The 17,155-nt window shown below is 41.5% G+C and carries 17 protein-coding genes and 1 rRNA gene; 6 read left to right on the top strand and 12 right to left on the bottom strand.

Annotated elements, in window-relative coordinates; translation table 11 throughout:
* Positions 1 to 52: 52 nt before the first annotated feature.
* Positions 53 to 1,572 (bottom strand): 16S ribosomal RNA (locus BCY91_RS02205).
* 598 nt (positions 1,573 to 2,170) lie between these two features.
* On the opposite strand from BCY91_RS02205, the gene BCY91_RS02210 reads away from it, so the two are divergent.
* From BCY91_RS02210 to BCY91_RS02235, 6 genes are all read left to right on the top strand, one after another.
* Positions 2,171 to 3,184: a zinc-binding alcohol dehydrogenase family protein gene (locus BCY91_RS02210; RefSeq protein WP_120180402.1), complete on the top strand. Its 1,014-nt coding sequence runs from the start codon at positions 2,171 to 2,173 to the stop codon at positions 3,182 to 3,184.
* An 86-nt stretch (positions 3,185 to 3,270) separates the two neighbouring features.
* The gene (locus tag BCY91_RS02215; RefSeq protein ID WP_120180403.1) at positions 3,271 to 4,968 is read left to right on the top strand and encodes a helix-hairpin-helix domain-containing protein; all 1,698 of its coding nucleotides are present in this window, start codon (positions 3,271 to 3,273) and stop codon (positions 4,966 to 4,968) included.
* A 20-nt stretch (positions 4,969 to 4,988) separates the two neighbouring features.
* Positions 4,989 to 5,699 (top strand): glycosyltransferase, encoded by a 711-nt coding sequence (locus BCY91_RS02220; protein ID WP_120180404.1) that lies wholly within the window; start codon positions 4,989 to 4,991, stop codon positions 5,697 to 5,699.
* A 3-nt stretch (positions 5,700 to 5,702) separates the two neighbouring features.
* Positions 5,703 to 6,518 (top strand): rhamnan synthesis F family protein, encoded by an 816-nt coding sequence (locus BCY91_RS02225; RefSeq protein WP_120180405.1) that lies wholly within the window; start codon positions 5,703 to 5,705, stop codon positions 6,516 to 6,518.
* Between the two features lie 4 nt (positions 6,519 to 6,522).
* On the top strand, positions 6,523 to 7,335 hold the full coding sequence (locus BCY91_RS02230) for a DUF4422 domain-containing protein (RefSeq protein ID WP_182995285.1): 813 nt from the start codon (positions 6,523 to 6,525) through the stop codon (positions 7,333 to 7,335).
* A 35-nt stretch (positions 7,336 to 7,370) separates the two neighbouring features.
* On the top strand, positions 7,371 to 7,868 hold the full coding sequence (locus BCY91_RS02235; RefSeq protein WP_120180407.1) for a SixA phosphatase family protein: 498 nt from the start codon (positions 7,371 to 7,373) through the stop codon (positions 7,866 to 7,868).
* On the opposite strand, the gene dprA is transcribed toward BCY91_RS02235, so the two are convergent.
* From dprA to BCY91_RS02295, 11 genes are all read right to left on the bottom strand, one after another.
* Positions 7,865 to 8,953 (bottom strand): DNA-processing protein DprA, encoded by a 1,089-nt coding sequence (dprA, locus tag BCY91_RS02240; RefSeq protein WP_120180408.1) that lies wholly within the window; start codon positions 8,951 to 8,953, stop codon positions 7,865 to 7,867. The genes BCY91_RS02235 and dprA overlap by 4 nt on opposite strands.
* Before the next feature lie 7 nt (positions 8,954 to 8,960).
* Complete coding sequence (rsmG, locus tag BCY91_RS02245) at positions 8,961 to 9,593, bottom strand: 16S rRNA (guanine(527)-N(7))-methyltransferase RsmG (RefSeq protein ID WP_120180409.1); 633 nt, start codon at positions 9,591 to 9,593, stop codon at positions 8,961 to 8,963.
* The gene (locus tag BCY91_RS02250; protein WP_120180410.1) at positions 9,583 to 10,197 is read right to left on the bottom strand and encodes an RNA polymerase sigma factor; all 615 of its coding nucleotides are present in this window, start codon (positions 10,195 to 10,197) and stop codon (positions 9,583 to 9,585) included. The genes rsmG and BCY91_RS02250 overlap by 11 nt, the downstream gene beginning before the upstream one ends.
* Positions 10,188 to 11,312 carry a glycosyltransferase gene (locus BCY91_RS02255; RefSeq protein ID WP_245988982.1) on the bottom strand — a complete coding sequence of 375 codons (1,125 nt, stop codon included), beginning with the start codon at positions 11,310 to 11,312 and terminating at the stop codon, positions 10,188 to 10,190. The genes BCY91_RS02250 and BCY91_RS02255 overlap by 10 nt, the downstream gene beginning before the upstream one ends.
* Before the next feature lie 229 nt (positions 11,313 to 11,541).
* Positions 11,542 to 11,988, bottom strand: coding sequence for a DoxX family protein (locus tag BCY91_RS02265; RefSeq protein ID WP_120180413.1), 447 nt, complete (start codon positions 11,986 to 11,988; stop codon positions 11,542 to 11,544).
* Between the two features lie 90 nt (positions 11,989 to 12,078).
* Positions 12,079 to 13,575, bottom strand: coding sequence for a pectinesterase family protein (locus BCY91_RS02270; RefSeq protein ID WP_182995286.1), 1,497 nt, complete (start codon positions 13,573 to 13,575; stop codon positions 12,079 to 12,081).
* Positions 13,576 to 13,609: 34 nt separating this feature from the next.
* Positions 13,610 to 13,846, bottom strand: a complete 237-nt coding sequence (locus BCY91_RS02275; RefSeq protein ID WP_120180415.1) for a hypothetical protein — start codon at positions 13,844 to 13,846, stop codon at positions 13,610 to 13,612.
* On the bottom strand, positions 13,830 to 14,144 hold the full coding sequence (locus BCY91_RS02280; protein ID WP_120180416.1) for a hypothetical protein: 315 nt from the start codon (positions 14,142 to 14,144) through the stop codon (positions 13,830 to 13,832). The genes BCY91_RS02275 and BCY91_RS02280 overlap by 17 nt, the downstream gene beginning before the upstream one ends.
* Positions 14,145 to 14,233: 89 nt before the next feature.
* Positions 14,234 to 15,883 (bottom strand): ribonucleoside-diphosphate reductase subunit alpha, encoded by a 1,650-nt coding sequence (locus tag BCY91_RS02285; RefSeq protein ID WP_120180417.1) that lies wholly within the window; start codon positions 15,881 to 15,883, stop codon positions 14,234 to 14,236.
* Positions 15,883 to 16,158 carry a hypothetical protein gene (locus BCY91_RS02290; protein ID WP_120180418.1) on the bottom strand — a complete coding sequence of 92 codons (276 nt, stop codon included), beginning with the start codon at positions 16,156 to 16,158 and terminating at the stop codon, positions 15,883 to 15,885. Before BCY91_RS02290 ends, BCY91_RS02285 begins: the two co-directional genes overlap by 1 nt.
* Positions 16,159 to 16,177: 19 nt before the next feature.
* Positions 16,178 to 17,131 (bottom strand): ribonucleotide-diphosphate reductase subunit beta, encoded by a 954-nt coding sequence (locus tag BCY91_RS02295; protein WP_120180419.1) that lies wholly within the window; start codon positions 17,129 to 17,131, stop codon positions 16,178 to 16,180.
* Between the last annotated feature and the right edge of the window lie 24 nt (positions 17,132 to 17,155).

Here is a 17,155-nt window from a genome sequence, read left to right on the forward strand (position 1 = left end):
TTTTGTTAAAAAAATATATGCAGCGCCGGCTTTTCCCCCGGGAGGGCCCTAGAAAGGAGGTATTCCAGCCGCACCTTCCGGTACGGCTACCTTGTTACGACTTAGCCCTAGTTACCAGTTTCGCCCTAGGCCGATCCTTGCGGCTACGGACTTTAGGCGCCCCCGGCTTCCATGGCTTGACGGGCGGTGTGTACAAGGCCCGGGAACGTATTCACCGCGTCATTGCTGATACGCGATTACTAGCGAATCCAACTTCACGGGGCCGAGTTGCAGGCCCCGATCCGAACTGTGAGCGGCTTTGCGGGATTGGCGCCCCCTTGCGGGGTGGCTGCCCTCTGTGCCGCCCATTGTAGCACGTGTGTAGCCCCGGACGTAAGGGCCATGATGACTTGACGTCGTCCCCGCCTTCCTCTCCGCTTGCGCGGGCAGTCTGTTTAGAGTCCCCACCTTAACGTGCTGGCAACTAAACATAGGGGTTGCGCTCGTTGCGGGACTTAACCCAACACCTCACGGCACGAGCTGACGACAGCCATGCAGCACCTAGTTTCCTGTCCCGAAGGACTGGCCTATCTCTAGGCCATTCAGTAACTTTCAAGCCCGGGTAAGGTTCCTCGCGTATCATCGAATTAAACCACATGCTCCTCCGCTTGTGCGGGCCCCCGTCAATTCCTTTGAGTTTCACCCTTGCGGGCGTACTCCCCAGGTGGATGACTTAACGCTTTCGCTTGGGCGCCGGCAGTATATCGCCGGCACCGAGTCATCATCGTTTAGGGCGTGGACTACCAGGGTATCTAATCCTGTTCGATCCCCACGCTTTCGAGCCTCAGCGTCAATAGCACTTTAGCAAGCTGCCTTCGCAATCGGTGTTCTGTGGCATATCTATGCATTTCACCGCTACTTGCCACATTCCGCCTGCCTCAGGTGCATTCAAGCCCCCCAGTATCAAGGGCACTGCGACAGTTGAGCTGCCGTCTTTCACCCCTGACTTAGAGGGCCGCCTACGCTCCCTTTAAACCCAATAAATCCGGATAACGCTCGGATCCTCCGTATTACCGCGGCTGCTGGCACGGAGTTAGCCGATCCTTATTCTCACGGTACCCTCAGCTCCCCCCGCAGGGGGAGGTTTGTTCCCGTGCAAAAGCAGTTTACAACCCGTAGGGCCGTCTTCCTGCACGCGGCATGGCTGGTTCAGGGTTGCCCCCATTGACCAATATTCCTTACTGCTGCCTCCCGTAGGAGTCTGGTCCGTGTCTCAGTACCAGTGTGGGGGGCCATCCTCTCAGATCCCCTAGCCATCGTCGCCTTGGTGGGCCGTTACCCCGCCAACTAGCTAATGGCACGCATGCCCATCCTTTTCCCATAAATGTTTGACCCCTCTATGATGCCATAGCGTGGTCTTATGCGGTATTAATCCGGATTTCTCCGGGCTATCCCCCAGAAAAGGGCAGGTTGCATACGCGTTACGCACCCGTGCGCCGGTCTCTCCCGCCCGAAAGCGGGATACCCCTCGACTTGCATGTATTAGGCCTGCCGCTAGCGTTCATCCTGAGCCAGGATCAAACTCTCCATTGTATAATGTTAAGTTAGACCTGACATCTCTGTCTGTCTGTTGTTTGTTCTGTCTGTCCTCCCGGCGGAGCGCCCCCTAGAGGGGCGCCCGCCGGCGCTGCATGATATCTTTTTAAAGAACTTCCGTCCGGCGCATCCCTGCGCGGCCCTTTTTATCTTTCCCGCCCTCCCACTAAGGGAAGGCGTGTTTTCCTTGCTGTGTTCCCGCCGTTGCGGGGCGCAAACATACGGCTTTTTCTTTTCCCGGCCAAAATTATTTTTTAATTTTTTTTTCCGGCCGTCCCCTCTCTGCCTTCCCTGCCCTGTTTCCGGTCTCCCGCAGACCTTGCGTTTGCGGAGTGCAAAGGTGCGATTCTTTTTCCCTTTTTGCAAGAAGGACCGCGTTTTATTTTCAGGTTTTCGCCTTCCATTTGCTTAACAGCCTGAATGTGTGGGAGAAAAAATTTAGTTTTTTTATGCTATTGTATCTCTATGCGAAACACAAGCGTATTAAATCTCAAAAGCACCTATGGAAAGTCAAGTTTTTGCAACATCGAAAATTGGATATTTAAAATAATTCGGTTTTTAGCTAAACTTACCATCAAAACAAATACATTATATTATGCAAGCAATAGGTTTTAAAAAATCATTAGCCATTAAAGAAGAAAAAAGTTTTGAGGAGTTTGAGTTGCCGATCCCCTCGCCAGGATCAAAGGACTTATTAATAAAAATAAAGGCTATTGCCGTGAATCCTGTTGATTATAAAATCAGACAGAATAGCGCAAAAGACACAGAATTAGCCGAACCTAAAATTATCGGTTGGGATGCGGTAGGAATTGTAGAAGCTATTGGACAGGACGTTGAGCTTTTTAAAATTGGGGATGAGGTTTTTTATGCCGGAGATATCACACGACCCGGATGCAATGCGACATACCAAGTGGTAGACGAACGTATTGTTGCGCACAAACCAACATCACTTTCTGCAACTGAGGCGGCGAGTATGCCTTTAACAAGTTTAACCGCTTGGGAATTGCTGTTTGACCGAATGAACATCACAAAAGAAAAAGATGCAGGGAAAACGCTGTTAATTATAGGTGGAGCTGGCGGTGTTGGTTCTATCGCCACACAAATAGCCAAACAAGTAGCGGGTTTAAAGGTGGTGTGTACGGCATCTAGAAAAGAGACTAGTGACTGGTGTTTGAAAATGGGCGCTGACGCCGTGGCAAATCATCAGGATTTAGTAAGCGAGTGTGAAAAAGCCGGTTTTATCGCGTTTGACTACATCGTGGACTTTGTAAATCTGAACCACTACTGGGATGATATGGTTACCTTAATAAAACCGCAGGGGCACATCGGTTCAATAACCGGAAGCGACAAACCTATCGCTTTAAATAAACTGAAAAATAAAAGCGTTTCTTTTTCTTGGGAATTTATGTACACCCGCCCTATGTTTTCTACTGATGATATGATTGAACAACATCGTATCTTAAAAAACATCGCAGAATTATTAGACGACAAAAAAATCATCCCGACAACGAACACGGTTTTAAACGGGTTTACGGTAGAAAATTTAAAACTAGCGCATGAGATGTTAGAATCGGGTACTGCAATAGGTAAAATTGTGATCAGCTTTTAACGTTAACAGGATTTCAACCGAGCAGCCGGCAATTTAAAATCGCGCGAAAGCGAAGAATAAAAATCCAAAAGCATAAATTCGGGCCGATGGAAAATAAAGAGATTTCTAAGCAATTTAAGCTGTTGGGGCAGTTGATGGAGCTGAATGAGGAGAACCCGTTCAAAATTAAATCAATCAATAACGCGTCTTTCAAAATAGACAAGCTGCCCTTTAAACTTAAAGATAGGCCTTTAGCAGACTTAGAAAGCATAGAAGGAATAGGAAAAAGCACTGCACAAAAGATTGCCGAACTGCTGAGCACCGGAACGTTAAACGAGCTGGAAGTACTGAAAGACAATACGCCCGCGGGAATTTTAGAAATGCTTAGCGTTAAAGGTTTGGGTCCTAAAAAAATCAAAATTATTTGGGACCAATTAGGAATTGAGAATCTAGGCGAACTCTATTACGCCTGTAATGAAAACCGCCTGATTGAAGCGAAAGGCTTTGGCTATAAGACACAGGAAGAGATAAAAAATGCCATTGAATTTAAAATGGCAAACGCAGGACGTTATCTGTATGCTAAAATTGAAAGTATTGCAGAAAATTATCTTCAACTGTTTACAGAAAAGCTATCGGCAATAGATGCCGAAAGTAAAACCGCTTTGGCAGGAGATTTTAGACGTAAGTGCGAGATAGTAGAACAGCTGGATTATGTATTGGCTTGTAATGTTCCGCTAGAAAATGTGCTCACCTTATTTGACCCGCAACTTTTTGAAATTAGCCATGACGAAAAACGCATAAGCTTAAAAGACCATAGCGGGCTTAAGATAATATGCCATACGTGTACGGCCGACGAATTTGCGTTTACCCTATTTGAATGCACCGGAAGCGCTGCGCACGTAAATGCGGTAAAAGCCTTGTTAAGCCCAGCACAAAAGTTTAGTAGCGAAAAAGAAATTTATGAGCGCGCGGGTTTGCAATTTATTGTTCCGGAACTGCGAGAAGGTGGAGACGAAATAGCATTAGCGCAAAAACACCGCTTGCCTAAACTGATTGTTTTTGAAGATTTGCAAGGTGTTTTACACAACCACAGCACCTGGAGCGACGGTATCCATACCATTAAAGAAATGGCACTGTATTGTAGAGACGAGCTGAATTTGTCGTATTTGGGGATATCGGACCACTCAAAAACAGCCGTTTACGCCGGAGGTTTAAGTATAGAGAAGGTAATAGCGCAACATCAAGAAATTGACCAATTAAATGCAGAGCTGTCGCCTTTTAAAATTTTCAAGGGTATTGAATCTGATATTTTAAGCGATGGCAGTTTAGATTATCCGGAAGAAATATTGGCTACTTTTGATTTTGTGGTGGCATCTATCCACTCGGCCATGAAAATGGACGAAGAAAAAGCGACCGCGCGTTTGATTAAGGCGATTGAAAATCCATACACCACCATAGTAGGCCACCCCACCGGACGTTTATTGTTGAGCCGTTCCGGATACCCAGTGAATTTTAAAAAGGTGATTGATGCTTGTGCAGAGAACGGCGTGGCTATAGAGATTAACGCCAATCCGCTGCGTTTAGATTTGGATTGGCGCTGGCACCGTTACGCCCTTGAAAAAGGTGTTTTATTAACCATAAACCCAGATGCTCACCGCAACGAGGGCTTTAGGGACATGCAATACGGGGTGCACATTGGCAGAAAAGGAGGCTTAAGCGCCGAAATGTGTTTAAATTCTTTTAATTTAGCCGATATTTCTGTTTTTTTTGAGCGGAAGAAAAACATCAATAAAATCTGTCTTTAAGAGAAATTTATTGGACATCGATGTACGAAGCACTAGTAATAACACCTGTAAAAGACTCTTTGGCTACAACCTTAGATACCATTAAGGCGCTGGCAAAAAGCAGTGCTAAAATCAAACATATTGTTTTTAATGACTTTAGCACAGAAGAGACAAAGACTGTTTTAACGACCAACTCGGCCAAATATGGTTTCGAGCTTATAAATTTAGAAGATATAACCACACACCCTTCACCTAATTACAAGCTTGTACTCCAAAAAGCACAAACCCGGGCGCAAGAAGAAAATGTTCCATTAATTATAGTTGAGTCAGACGTTTGCGTAAAACCCGATACCATTCAGAAAATACTCGCATTTAGTAAAGATGCCGACAAAGCGGGAATGGTAGGGGCTGTAACAGTTGATGAATCAGGAACGGTAAATTTTCCGTATTTAAAATTTAAAACGAATAAAGTGCCGTATTTAAAAACTGAAAGAAGTTTAAGTTTCTGTTGCACCTTATTAACAACAGATTTTTTAAACGCATATTCTTTTTTAGATTTAGATGCCAGCAAAGATTGGTTCGACGTCTTTATCTCCCGCCAGTCTGTAAAAATGGGGTTTAACAATTATATTCTGTTAAACGTTCCGGTATTGCATCAGCCACACGGCAGCCGGCCGTGGAAACAGCTAAAATATACAAACCCATTAAAGTATTACTTTCTAAAGCTAATTAATAAGCGAGATAAAATATAGTAGATGACAGATTATTGCATATTTATAAATTATAGCAATTCTGTCGAATTTGCATATCCCGAAAGAGCTTTCATCTCAGAGCTTAGTAAAATATTTACTAAGGTGATTGTTACCTCTAATAATGCTATCGAACCGTCACTATTGAATGAAAACGTATCTGTTATTGTTGTTAAAAATGAAGGGTATGACTTAGGCATGTTTTACAAAGCGCTTAAAACAATCAACTTGCAAAACGCCTCGCGGATAGCTTTAATTAATAATAGCAATATTTTGTTAGGCGATTTGAAAGGTGTTTTTGAAAAAGGCGCTAAATTAAAAGCCCCGTTTTGGGGATTAATAGATTCTTACGAGAAACCTTGGTTTTCGACACACATAAACAATCACCACTTGCAAAGCCATTTTTTAGTATGGGAAAAACAAGCGATATCTTTATTACATAATTATTTAGAATCTATAAACATCCATGATTTTTTTGCAGAGCATGATCAAAAAAAATTACGCAGAAAGGTTATAAACGAATGGGAGATTGGTTTGTCTAGATACTTCGTAACACAAGGATTTATATTGAGTTCGGTTTTTGAGCATGCTGAACTTGTCAAAAATTACAAACACAAAGTGCCAAAAAATTTCACCATGGCAGATCCTGAGTGGCTGTTAAAAAACAGCTATCCTTTTTTAAAGAAGAAATTCGTGCAAAAACAAAATTTTCTTAAAACTTTGTTTCATCCTAATAAAAACTGGAAAAACTTAATCTGCACTTATAATTCGTCATCTGTAAAAACGGATGCGCTTATACATTATTTTTCAAACAAAATCTAATCTATTGAAAACTACAGAGAGGGGAAAAATATTCGTAATGTACTATAAAGCAGGCACTATCCTTCCTTTAGAAGATATGTACCTCCCCCTATTTTGTGGAACGTTGCCAATTAAAGATACTTTAGGTTTTTTGAAAGACGATACCGGTGAGAATATCTCGTCTAAAAATGAGTTTTACAGCGAACTCACCGGCACATTTTGGGTATGGAAAAACACAAACTTACCTTTCACCGGTGTCTGTCATTATCGAAGATATTTTACTGTCTCTCCAGAGCCTTGGTACTTGAAGCTGAAATACATTCTTTTTCATCCGTTTAAAACGCAGGTAGGCCCCAATCCGCTCATTTATACAAAAAATACTAAAAAGTGGATTCCTAAAATTCTAAACTTTGATCAAACCCGGCTCATCTTAGATGATTACGATGTCATCCTGCCCGTTCCTAGAAAATTCAGATATTCTATTCGCACGCACTATTCTAAATATCACGATGTCAATGATTTAAACATCCTTGAAAAGATAATAATAAAAGATTATCCCGAGATGGCGGACACTTTACAAGACGTGTTAAATGGAAATATTTTGTACGGCAACAACATGTTTGTAATGAAAGAAGCAAGATATCGTGATTTTATGCAGTGGTGGTTCGACGTACTGTTTAAGTTTGAGCAATCTGTGGATTTAGAAAGTTATAAAGGTTACCAAAGAAGAATTTTAGGTTTTATTGCCGAACGAACTCTCACACTTTGGATGATACATAATAATCTTAAAATAAAAGAGTTACAACTGATATATTTTAAAAAATTCAAAAAGGAATAATCGCATAATCTCCATTAATCAACCTTTGAAAACCCATGGCAAAACAAATTTTATTAATCCGCCACGCAAAATCCGACTGGAGCAATGGCAGTAATAGCGACTTTAACCGTCCGCTTAACCCACGTGGTTTGCGTGACAGTGTAGATATGGCTTCCCGGCTGAACATGCAGCACTTGGTCCCGCAAAAGTTGGTAAGCAGCCCTGCCTTGCGTGCGGCAACAACCTGCCAACTGATGGCGCAAACCTGGCATAGGAATTTAAGCGAAATTCAGTTTGAAGCAAGCATTTATGAGGCAAATGTAACCGCGCTGTTAGATGTTATTAACGCCTTGGATGACGAAGATGATCTCGTGGCTCTTTTTGGCCATAATAATGGCATTACCGATTTGGCTGTGTATCTAAGCGATGCCGATTTATTCAATATCCCAACCTGCGGTGTAGCTTTAATACAATTTCCTTTTGATAGCTGGGCAATGGTTAGCAAACACACGGGTAATCTTTTGATGTACGATTTCCCAAAAAACGAGGGCTAATTTAAGCGGTAAACACGCCCGGGAAGCGCAATGATTACGGCTTGCATTTCTAAATTTAACAACAGCATAGCCAGTTTGCTTTGTGGCATGTCTAACTTTATCTGTAAATCATCTATGGCTATACTTTCTGCCTGGCGGATTGTTTTTACAATAGCCTGTTCATCTTTACTTAAATCTAAAAACAGCTTTGGTGCTGCCTTTTGCTCTGCCGGCTTTTCGCTATGCCAGCCCATAATGTATTCTACATCCTCTGGCCCGGTGATTAAATTGGCGCGGTTGGTTTTAATCAAAAAGTTGCATCCTTCAGAAAACTCATCATCTATCCTACCCGGCAAAGCAAAAACATCTTTATTGTAAGAGTTGGCAATCTCCGCCGTAATTAAAGCGCCTCCTTTTTTAGCTGCTTCCACTACAATAACCGCATCGGCCATGCCAGCAATAATCCTGTTCCTTTTTGGGAAATTTTGTTTATCCGGATTGGTTTGCGAAGGAAATTCGGTTAATAAGCCACCGTTTATCAACATTTGTTCGGCAACGGGACGGTGTAACGCTGGGTAAATCCGATCTAAGCCATGCCCTAGAACCCCAATTGTGCTTTGTTTATTCTGCAGAGCAGATTTGTGCGCCGCCACATCAATACCGTAAGCTAAACCGCTTACAATTAAAGGTTGGTGTACTTTTAATCCGGCAATCAAACTTTCGCAAAATGCCCTACCGTAGGCGCTTGCATTGCGAGTGCCCACAACAGCTATAACTTTTTGATTGTTCAAATTTGCCGAACCTTTGAAATAAAGCATGGCCGGCGCATCTATACAGTTTTTTAAACGTTTTGGATAATTTGCATCGGTATAAAAAAGGGGCTGTATCTTGTATTTATCGATGAAGAGCAATTCTTCTTCTGCACGCTTAAAAGCTTGGTGACTAACAATGGCTTCCGCAGTTTTTGGCCCTATGCCTGGGATTTTTTCAAGGACGTGTTTTTTAGTGGCAAAAATCTCTTCTACCCCGCCACAATAGCTCATTAAATTTTTAATGGTAATATCGCCAATGCCTTTTATAAACGTAAGTGCAATCTGCTGTAACATTGGTTTTTTACTGAGCAGGGAAGTAAACTACATACTTGGTCTCAAAAAACTCCGATTTGAAATAATCGCTTAGGGGAAACAGTTGAATGTTTTTTAATTCAGATTCCGATAACTCTTCCTGCAAATCGCCTCCTTTAAGATAAAACACGCCATTTTTGAAGTCGCCGGTCCCGCCCTTTTTAAATTTATCTTTCACCCAAGGGTAAAAGTCTTTGAGCTTTGTAACTGCTCTGGAAACCACAAAATCAAACTTTTGATCCACCTGCTCGGCCCGGCTGTGCACAGCTTTTAAGTTTTTAAGCCCAACGGCAGTTGCCACCTCATTCACCACTTTTATCTTCTTTCCGATAGAATCTACCAGCAAAAAATTAGTTTCGGGGAAAAGAATAGCCAATGGCACACCCGGAAAACCGCCACCCGTGCCCACATCCATGACATGCTGGCCTGGTAGAAAAGAAAAAATCTTGGCAATGCCCAAAGAATGCAGAATATGGCGCTCGTACAGCTGATCTATATCTTTACGGCTAATAACGTTGATTTGCGAATTCCAAGTCTGGTAAAGTTCAAACAGCTGATCAAACTGTTGGATTTGTTGGGCACTTAAATCTGGAAAATACTGTTGGATTAAACTAGAAGTCACTTTTTTGGCTTTTTTTTCTGCGGCTTAAAATATTGGACAACAAATCTCGGCCCCTAAACAATTGTGCTTTCACGGTGCCCAATGGTAAATCCATTTGCTCTGCTATTTCTTCGTAAGATAGCTCATCAAAATATCTTAAAATAATAAGCGTGCGGTAGCGTGTGGGCAGTTTGTCAATGATTTCTTTGAGCTGTTCGGTCTGTTGCTTTTTTATGGAATGCTCTTCGGGGTTTAGCACATCGCTTTTTATCTCGTAAACTTTATCATCAGCGCCATCTGAGCCTATGCTATCAATAGATGTGGTGCTTATTTTCTTTTTTCGGATAAAATCAATGCTTCCGTTAGTGGCAATGCGAAACAGCCAAGTGCTAAAAGCAAAATCGGGCCGGTATTTATCTAAATTTTCAAAAGCCTTGGCAAAGGTAGTTACGGTAATGTCCATGGCATCGTCTTTATTATTTACCATTTTTAACACCATAAAAAAAATGGAATCCTTGTAACGTTGCATCAACTCGGCATAAGCCTTTTGGTTGCCTTCTTTGGCTTTTTCTACCAAAGAAAAGTCGTTTTTTGCATTGTCTGAGAAATTCGGATTTATTTCCATGTCGTTTTTTTAATGAAAAGCCGAGCTATGTTTACCGAGCCCAAATAAATATAGTAAAACGGATCTAATATCAGCAATATCCAAGTTAAATCTTTATAACCAAACTTAAACAAAGGTTTATAGTAGATAAATAGTTGACAAGCAAAACGGAAGCCGAAGATAGCCAGTACCACAACCAACTCAACTTTTAATATCAGGCACAAAATAAAAAAAACATAAAAGCCAATGGCAGATGTGGCCTGCAAAGTTAGATTGACTTTGTGTTGTGGCTTATACAGTTTTGATGCACCTAAATGTCGTATTTTTTGCTTCCAGTAGCTAGCCCAAGTGGTTTTTGGCTGTGTAAAAACATGCGAATCTGCACTAATTTCTATTGCGGTGTTTATGCTGTTTGCATTTTGGTTCACAAACAAATCATCATCCCCAGACGGGATGTGCATGTGCGAGGCAAAGCCTTTCCCTTCAAAAAACAAGGATTTTTTATATGATAAATTTCTGCCCACGCCCATGTACGGCATCCCGATAAGGGCAAAAGCAAAATAATTTATGGCAGTTTGGAAAGTTTCAAAACGGATGAGCGCGTTTAGCAAACCTCCAAACTTTTTATAAGGGGAATAGCCGAGAACAATTTGCGTATTCGGATTTTGATAATGTTGCACCATTTGGCTGATCCAGTTTTGGGATGCTGGCTCGCAGTCGGCATCTGTAAACAGCAAAATTTCGTTTGAAGCACCTTTGATACCTAAAGTAACGGCGAATTTTTTGGCTGTTTTAAAGCGGGGATGCTCATTAATGGTTACCACTTTTAATTGCGGATATTTAGCTTGGAAAGCCCGTAGAACATCATAAGTACCGTCTACAGAACAATCGTTTACCACAACCACCTCAAAATTGGGATAGTTTTGATGCAGCACGGTGGGCAAATATTGTTCTAGATTCTTCGCCTCGTTGCGTGCACAAATAATTACAGAAACCGGCTCGGAAAAACCGGCTTCGGCTGGCATAGATTTAAAACCTCTGAGCTTCCCTTGTACAACCACAATATAATACAGCTGTATAATAAAGCATATCTGAAAAAGGAAAAATAAAGCGTAAGCGACGTAGTTTTGTAGCAAAATTAAAAATATTGTGTGGCCACAAATTTCTTAATAATAAGCGTAGTTGCAAGTAGGATATTTTAGGTAGCGGAACAATGGTTAATGGTCAATGGTTGATGGTCGATGGACTATGGTCGATGGACTATGGTCGATGGACTACGGACTGCGGACTACGGACAATGGTCGATGGACTGGGGACTACGGACTACGGACAATGGTCGATGGACTACGGACTAAAAACTATAACCTATGATCCATGCCCAGTGCTCAGGGATTCTCTTTTATTAAATGCGCCACAAGCCCAAAGCGCCCACAAAATTAAAACCGGCTGAAAAAACAGACGAGCTAAGCGTTTATTATCCGTATCTAAACCGAAGCCGTTTATGCGGTTAGTGTACTGCGAAATATTACCCGGAAAAATAAGCACGTAAAACACCACTAAAACAATCCCAATTTTAAGCTTATGTTTGGGCAAAGCAAGTAACGAAATACCAAAAGCTATCTCTACCAAACCGGATGCTAACACCACAAAATCCATAAATGCAGGATCTGTAGGCAACCATCTAGGCACCTGTGCCCTAAATTCTTTACGAGCAAACGTCAAATGCGCAATACCGGGCAAAATCATCATTAAGCCAAGCAGCTTTCTAAAAAAATTTTGTGTTCTGGTGGTTTTTACGCGCGTGAGTTTCATAGGATTGTTTTTACTTAAATACTTTGGCAAATAACAAACCAAAACCAGCTCAACTTCTTTAATTTTTATTCAGCTCTTCTTGCTCCTCCTCTACTCTTCCGGGTTCCATCCGGCTAAAACATAGGACGGATTTCGGTACTGTTTAATTATTTCTGCATCACGCTTGGCATCTAAACGCTTTGATGCCATGTGTCTTTTGCTAAAGTCCAAAGGTTTGCCTTCCAATGTAGTGCTGTTAAATTCCCAATACCTAACATGGGTATAAGGTTCTGCTACCGTGCCCCAACCCTCCGGTTTCAGGCCTTGCAATTTGCAGTCGATTAATACCGCTTCTGCATAAGGATATTTAATGCCGTGGTTATCGGGCGCGCGTGCTATTTCTGCCAGCGAATTTCCGTCCGTTCTAAAGATGCAGTTTACAAAAACATTTCCGTGGTTCTTATCAGTATTACGCACCCATAAATGTGGCCCGCCGGTACTAATTAACTCGCAGTTTTTAAAAAATACTGCTCCGTAGCCTAGCACATTATCACCAATACCTTTAATCGTGCTGTTGGCTATATATATCCGTCCGGTAGCTTGTAGTGCATCGCCACTTCCGTCTACAAAAACGTTTTGCACATTAATTTTGTCGCCCACTAAAAGCAAAGCTTCTGCTTGCGCACCTTTATCGCCGGCCGAGCGAAAAGTGAGGTTTGCCAACTTAATGTTTGTTGCGTGCGTAACCGAAAAAACCGAGCGTATGTGATGCCTGCCACCATTTAATTTCGGGTCCGGACTTATATCCCTCATATTAAACACGCCATTATTGTAGTAGCGGATAATGGTTCCCTCACGGCTTTCGCCAATAAATGATACGTTATTGCGATGCTGAAAATTCACAATTTCATCATAAACACCATCCTCAATAAAGATGTTAATTGGCGTTTTGTTGTTCTCCGGCAAAAAATCTATTGCGCCTTGTATGGTTGTAAAATCTGCCTCGCCACTTGTAGAAACGGTGATTTTCCCTTGGCTTAGCCTAGGCCCTTGATTTTTTGTGGTGAATTTCCATTGTTGACCCTTCACTTCAAAACTGGCGCCGTTAGCTTCCTCTAACACTCCATTTTCTACTACTACGTAATAGGTTTTTCCGTAGGCAAGAGCGTTGTTGTGCAAAAAGATCTTGGCTGTTTTACCCTCTATCAAAACCGGATAAAAATGGTGGGCATCATCTTTTGTTTTCCCGCCAATATAGTTTATCTGATATCCGTCTGTGGGCGCAACATCCACCCTATTTTTATAAATAATACTATCCGAAAAACCTTTATAGTGCATTTTTTGGTAACCTTCTGGCATGCGCGTATTTTTTGGGCCTGGCGGTATAGCCATATCCAAAACATCTACCAACTCATGACTAGTGGCATCATAAACTTTAATTTTTCCTTTATTCTGCAAAACCGGTTTTTGGTCAAAACTGATAGACAAATAAGTGTCGGGGTTTACATTTCTTGCGTTTATAGCGGGGAAAAACTCGTTCGCCTGCGCTAGGTTTGCGACTGCAAAAAATACTAGAAGCGTATAGAAAAAGATTTTAGCTGGACTCATATTTTTATTGATGAGATGTATAGGTGAAATAACTTTACCAGTTGTCATTTACAAACGCCACATAAGCGTTAAAATCGAATAAATTAGAAAAAGTATAGTCGTAAATTTTAGAATCGGAATTTACAAAGCTTGTTTTAAACGCATTTTTCTTTAATGCAACATCCACCAAAGGCTGTACAGAAATCCCTAAAGTGTCGCGAAGGTTTGAGCGCGTTAATACAATCCCACTAATCACTGCGCGATACTTCCCATCTTTAAACTGTAAGGCCAACTTCCCCCCCAATGGTAGAGTTGGCAACATACCAGCCTCTACTTAATATATTGTAACCTGCGCCTTCATAGTCGGCAGAAACAAACTGAAGGCTAGCCGTAATGATATTACCGTTTATTTCTACCTCTTTAAACAAACCGTTTAAACGCAAAAGTTGCGCAATTTCTTCTTTTTGAAGATTGGTGTCATAAACTTTAGCCCAAGCTAATTGCTTATTGACAATAAAAAAATGAGGTAATTCTTGCGAAAAAGACAATTGGCTACATAGCAAACATAAAATAAAAAAGAGTTTCTTCATGGCAATGTTTTAGGGTTAGCGTAAAATAAAAAAAGGAGCGCAATTTTCATACGCTCCTTTTTCTTAATATTAAAAATTATGGGAACTCATTAAGCCTCGCAACTTACGCAGTTCACCAAATTTTGAACCACGGTTTCTTTAGAAACGCTTTGGCTGCGCTGGTAATACAGCGTTTTTACACCCAATTGCCAAGCCTCTATCATCAATTTATTTACGTCTTTAACAGAAAGGTTAGACGGGATGTTGATATTTAAGCTTTGTGACTGGTCTATATATTTTTGGCGGATGGATGCTTGCTGCACAATTTCCAACTGACTAATTTCTTTGAAAGTTTTAAAAATCATTTTTTCATCTTCGCTCAGTTGTGGCAAATGTTGTACACTGCCTTGGTTTAGCATAATGCTGCGCCAGGTTTCCTCGTTATCTATCCCTTTTTCTTCAAGCAAAGTTTTTAAATATTTGTTTTTGCGGATGAAATTCCCTTTGGATAAACCGGCCTTAAAGTAATTGCTGCTGAACGGTTCAATCCCCGGCGAGGTTTGACCCAAAATTGCAGATGAGGAGGTTGTAGGCGCAATTGCTGTTACCGTGGTGTTTCTGATGCCATAACCTTTTAATACTTCGGGTTCGCCAAAAATTTCGGCCAATTTAATGGTGGCTTCATTAGCTTCGGCTTGTATATGTGCAAATATCTTATGCGTAAGCTGTTTTGCTTGCAAGCCTTCAAATGGGATTTTGTTTTTTTGCAGATACGAATGCCAGCCCATTACACCCAGACCCACCGCACGGTGTCTTTTCGCAAAATTATTAGCGCTTTTTAAATAGTAGTTATCCTCCGTTTTGTTGATAAACTCTTGCAATACTGCGTCTAAAAAAAATATGGCCGTTTGCACCGCGTCGGTATCTTTCCACTCATCATAAAGCTCTAAATTCATAGAAGACAGGCAACAGATGAAAGATTCGTCAAAATTGGATGGCAACATAATTTCTGAGCACAGGTTGCTAGAGTTGATACGCATATTTTTGTCTTTGTAAACCTGTGGCTTGTTGCGGTTTACATTATCAGAAAACAGTACGTAAGGCATCCCTTTTTGCTGCCGCGATTCGAGGACTTTAGCCCAAACCTTACGTTTTGCCATATCTCCGTCTATCATTTCCTGCATCCAATAATCTGGCACGCACACGCCAAAAAACAGGTTTTGCAAAGGACTGCCAATGTCTTTGATATTTAAAAATTCTTCGATATCCGGATGGTCAATATCCAAATAGGCCGCAAAAGCCCCCCGCCTAACACCACCTTGCGAAATGGTGTCCATAGCCGTATCAAACAATTTCATAAATGATACCGCACCGCTACTTTGCCCATTATCGGTAACTGCAGTACCGCGGCCGCGTAACTCGCCAAAATAGCCCGACGTACCGCCGCCTATTTTGGTTTGCATGATTACCTCGCCCAGCTTGTGCGTAATGCCTTCTATATAATCGGGCACATGTACGTTAAAGCAAGAGATCGGCAAACCACGCTCGGTGCCCATATTTGCCCAAATCGGCGAACTTAGGCTCATCCAGCCTTTTTCTATGATAGCTATAAATTTCTCTTTTAATTCTGGGCGATAAAGCTGTTTACTGGCTGCAGTTGCAACGCGTTCTATTGCACCTTTTACGCTTTCGCCTTTTAACAGATAACCTCTGTTTAAAATTTGCTCACTTTCATCATTGAGCCACCAGATATCGTTCATCAGTAATAATTTTTAAGTGCTTGGGTAGGATAAAATTTTTGGCAGGCTAGTTTTTGTCCATTCACAATTTTACTTACATGGGCAAAGCTCACGTTAGCATCCTCCTTTAAAAACTCATCGGCTTTTTTAAAACAGTAGCTTAAGGTATAAGCCACCGAAATACACACCTTTTTTCCGTTTAGGGTGGCCATGCCCATGTACAAATATTCGCCTACTTTAAAGTCAGAACTGGCATTAAAAATCCGTTCTAGCTCTATACTGTTGTTGTTTTCCATAGTTTAAACCTGATAAATGTTAAAATAAGTCTTCAGCGTGAATGCTTTTATCGTGTTTAGTATAGGCTGTAGGGCGCTTAGCAAAAAAGTCGTCAAGTTCGTTGGCGAAAATCTCCTCATCAAACCACATCATGGGCTGGTACTGCGCCGCGGTGATGTTAAATAGCTTAGGGACGCCAATTTTTTGCAGAGAATCATCCACGCGGTATTTCATAAAGTTGAGCATGTCTTCTTTACTAAAAAAATCAAGCTCGCCGTATTCGTAAATCCAGTCTAACAGATCCGCTTCGTATTCGATATATTTTTTTACCTCGGTGGCTAAATTATTTTTTATTTCTTGGGTAAGATAGCCCTCGCTGTCCAATTTGTTTAGCAGGTAAACACCGGCATCAGCATGGTTTTGCTCGTCAATAGAGGTCCATGCGATAATATTCGATGTATTTTTAAGATAACCTTTAAAACGCGTGAAAGATAATACGTTAGCAAACTGTGAGAAAAGCGAGGAGTTTTCGATAACAATAGTGAAAAACAACAGTTTAGAGATTACATCACGGCCTGGGTTAAGGCTCTCCTCTATCAGCTCTAGCTTTTTTTGAAATACCGGTACGTTTACCAAATTTTCAAAATCTTTATTAAAACCCAGCACTTCCAACAAACGCGCGTAGGCTTCGCCGTGGCGCACTTCGCACTCTGCAAAGGTGGCGCCTAAATTATTTAATTCGGGTTTTGGGAAATGCCTGTACAAATCGCCCCAAAACAGTTTTACACCCACCTCAACCTGGGCAATGCTTAAAAGACTGCGTTTTACAATCTCCTGTTCCAAATCGCTTAGGTTTGCTTTAAAATCCTGGATGTCGGCGGTGAAATCAATTTCTTTATGCACCCAAAAAGAGTTGTTCATACTGTCTACAAACTGCATCACTTCGGGGTACTCAAAGGGTTTGTAGTTTAATCGTTTGTCAAAAATGCCCATTGCAAAAGCTTTAAAAATTAAACA

The sequence above is a fragment of the Pelobium manganitolerans genome (assembly GCF_003609575.1).
Lineage (GTDB): Bacteria > Bacteroidota > Bacteroidia > Sphingobacteriales > Sphingobacteriaceae > Pseudopedobacter > Pseudopedobacter manganitolerans.

What these genes read in the sequence shown, in the direction of transcription:
- BCY91_RS02235 (WP_120180407.1), top strand. Translation starts at nt 7,371, where the DNA reads ATGGCAAAACAAATTTTATTAATCCGCCACGCAAAATCCGACTGGAGC.
- BCY91_RS02295 (WP_120180419.1), bottom strand. Translation starts at nt 17,131, where the DNA reads ATGGGCATTTTTGACAAACGATTAAACTACAAACCCTTTGAGTACCCC.
- BCY91_RS02290 (WP_120180418.1), bottom strand. Translation starts at nt 16,158, where the DNA reads ATGGAAAACAACAACAGTATAGAGCTAGAACGGATTTTTAATGCCAGT.
- BCY91_RS02250 (WP_120180410.1), bottom strand. Translation starts at nt 10,197, where the DNA reads ATGGAAATAAATCCGAATTTCTCAGACAATGCAAAAAACGACTTTTCT.
- BCY91_RS02270 (WP_182995286.1), bottom strand. Translation starts at nt 13,575, where the DNA reads ATGAGTCCAGCTAAAATCTTTTTCTATACGCTTCTAGTATTTTTTGCA.
- BCY91_RS02225 (WP_120180405.1), top strand. Translation starts at nt 5,703, where the DNA reads ATGACAGATTATTGCATATTTATAAATTATAGCAATTCTGTCGAATTT.
- BCY91_RS02220 (WP_120180404.1), top strand. Translation starts at nt 4,989, where the DNA reads ATGTACGAAGCACTAGTAATAACACCTGTAAAAGACTCTTTGGCTACA.
- BCY91_RS02215 (WP_120180403.1), top strand. Translation starts at nt 3,271, where the DNA reads ATGGAAAATAAAGAGATTTCTAAGCAATTTAAGCTGTTGGGGCAGTTG.
- BCY91_RS02280 (WP_120180416.1), bottom strand. Translation starts at nt 14,144, where the DNA reads ATGAAGAAACTCTTTTTTATTTTATGTTTGCTATGTAGCCAATTGTCT.
- BCY91_RS02265 (WP_120180413.1), bottom strand. Translation starts at nt 11,988, where the DNA reads ATGAAACTCACGCGCGTAAAAACCACCAGAACACAAAATTTTTTTAGA.
- BCY91_RS02210 (WP_120180402.1), top strand. Translation starts at nt 2,171, where the DNA reads ATGCAAGCAATAGGTTTTAAAAAATCATTAGCCATTAAAGAAGAAAAA.
- BCY91_RS02285 (WP_120180417.1), bottom strand. Translation starts at nt 15,883, where the DNA reads ATGAACGATATCTGGTGGCTCAATGATGAAAGTGAGCAAATTTTAAAC.
- dprA (WP_120180408.1), bottom strand. Translation starts at nt 8,953, where the DNA reads ATGTTACAGCAGATTGCACTTACGTTTATAAAAGGCATTGGCGATATT.